The following is a 2,233-nucleotide window of genomic DNA, read 5'->3' on the forward strand; positions in this document are numbered from 1 at the left end:
GGAAGCCCGCCCCAGGATTCCTCCCGCGCAGCTCGTCGGCATGCTCCGCGCGCTCGCCGACGACACCCGCCTGCGCGCCCTCCGGCTGATCGCCGAACGCCCGCGCAGTACCCAGGAGTTGGCTCCGCTCGTCGGCGTCAGCGAGGCCGCCCTGTCCAAGCACCTGCGCGTCCTTGCGGACGCGGGCCTGCTCGAACGCCGCCGCGAGGGCTACTACGTCCTGTACCGGCTCCTGCCCGGGCAGGTGGCGGGTCTCGCTCCCAGCCTGGAGAGCTTTCTGCACGCCGCCGACTCCATTGATTAGCCATCTGCCTAATAGGTGGATCAGGTGCCCGAGGGGATCCGACAGTGGCGGCATGTCACTGCTCAGGGACCGCGATTTCCTGCTTCTCTTTGCCGGCCAGGCCGTCTCACGCTTCGGCGACGGCCTGTACACCGCGGCGACCGCTTGGCTGGCCTGGTCGCTGACGAAGGACCCGACGGCCGTTGCCGTGGTCAGCGTGGCCGCGTTCGCGCCCGCGTTCCTGGCCACGTTCGTGTCCGCCTCGTACGCCGACCGTTACGACCGCCGGAAGCTGATGATCGCCACCGATCTGGCCCGGGTCGCCGTGGTGGCGGTGGCCGCGGTGCTGCTGTCCCTCGGTCTGCTGAACCTGCCCCTGCTCGTGGTGACAACGGCGCTGCTGGCCCTGATCGGCGCCCCGTTCGCCCCGGCCCGCAACGCCATCGTCACGCAGATCGTCCCGGCCGACCGTCTGCAACAGGCCAACGGGCTGCTGCAAGTCGCCTTCCGGGCCGCCTTCTTCGTCGGCCCGCTCATGCTCACGCCGCTGCTCGCCTACGGCTCCATGCGGGCGGCGCTGGTGGTCAACGGCCTGACCTTCCTGGGCTCGGCGGGCGCCGTGGCCGCCATCCGCGTGACCCGCCCCGTCCTGGCCGCCGACCAGGCGGGCCTGTGGGCCGATCTCGCCGCCGGGCTCAAGGCCGTTCGGGCCGCTCCCGACGTGCTCGTGGTCATCGTGACCTTCGTGCTCGCCCTCGCTCTGACCAGCGGTTTCCTGACGGTGGGGCTGGTCGCCGTCGTCGGGCAGGGCGGCCGCTACGGCCTGCTGCTGGGCGTCGCCGGGGTCGCGGAAGTGGCGGGGGCGCTCCTGCTGGCCGGCCTGCGGATGCGCAGACTCGCCCTGGCGGCGGTGCTGGCCTGGGCCCTGCTCGGAATCTTCCGTGCGCCGCTCGGAATCGTCACCTCCACAGCCGGGGCCGCAGTGCTCCTGATCGCCACCGGGCTGGCCTCGGCCCTCACGGACATCCCGCTGATCGCGCTGGTGCAACAGCGCATACCGAGTCACCATCTGGCGAAGGCGTTGGGCCTGTGGGAGGCCGGAGTGGCAGGAGCCCTGGCCGTTTCCCCCTTCGTGGCCTCGACCACCATCGCACTCACCGGAGTCCAGGACGCCTTCCTCCTCTCGGGCGCCGCCCTCGTCGTTCTGGCCATGGGTGCCGCGCTCACCCTGGCCCGCACAGACAGAGCACAGCGGCCCGGGCAGTCGCGCATCGGCGTCCCGTCTGGTTCCGAGGCCGAACAACCGGCAGTCGCGCCGGAGTCCGCCCGGTGACTGGCCCCCTGCTGTCGTCCCGCCGGCCCCGATTCCGGACGGCCCGCCGTGAGCGAGGCTCGCCGCACCAGTCGTGAGCCGTTCGCGCTGAACCCGACTTCCGCGCCGCCGCCCTTTCGGCCAGACACACCTCCTGGGCGCCCGCCTGACCTTCCGCGATCGTCCGGGCGGCGAGAGGTAAGCCGTGCTCGGACTTCCGGAGCGGCCTCCAGGGTGAAGCCCCGGCCCTACCCGCAGCGTCGAACTCCCGGTCTGGCCGCAGCGGCTGTGCAGCCGGTCCTATCGTTCCCGCACCGTGCCGGACTCCCAGGCCCAGGCGGCGATCTCGACCCGGTTACGGGCGTCGATCTTCTGCTGGATGTTGGCCAGGTGGGTCTTGACCGTGGACAGTGACACCACGAGTTGGTCGCAGATCTCCTGGTTGGTGCGGCCCACCGCGACGAGTCGGGCCACGTCGAGTTCGCGGTCGGTGAGCGGGCTGCCGGCGTCCGGGGCGGGCCGTGTGGCGGACAGCTCCCTCAGCAGCCGGACGGTGACGGCGGGGGAGACCAGCGCGTCGCCGCGGGCGGCGGCCCGTACCGCCTCGATCAGCAGGCTGGGCGGGGCGTCCTTGAGCA

The 2,233-nt window shown here is 72.1% G+C and carries 3 protein-coding genes; 2 read left to right on the forward strand and 1 reads right to left on the reverse strand.

Annotated features, from left to right (window positions below):
• Positions 1-304, forward strand: a 304-nt coding sequence (locus tag ADK36_RS08755) for an ArsR/SmtB family transcription factor (RefSeq protein ID WP_159391099.1), incomplete at its 5' end; no start/stop codon positions are given.
• A 52-nt stretch (positions 305-356) separates the two neighbouring features.
• Positions 357-1,616, forward strand: a complete 1,260-nt coding sequence (locus tag ADK36_RS08760; RefSeq protein ID WP_048587558.1) for an MFS transporter — start codon at positions 357-359, stop codon at positions 1,614-1,616.
• 279 nt (positions 1,617-1,895) lie between these two features.
• Here ADK36_RS08760 and ADK36_RS08765 read toward each other — a convergent pair.
• Positions 1,896-2,233: response regulator transcription factor (locus ADK36_RS08765; RefSeq protein WP_199830135.1), on the reverse strand; the 338-nt coding region annotated here is incomplete at its 5' end.

This window comes from Streptomyces viridochromogenes (assembly GCF_001270495.1).
GTDB classification, from domain to species: domain Bacteria; phylum Actinomycetota; class Actinomycetes; order Streptomycetales; family Streptomycetaceae; genus Streptomyces; species Streptomyces viridochromogenes_A.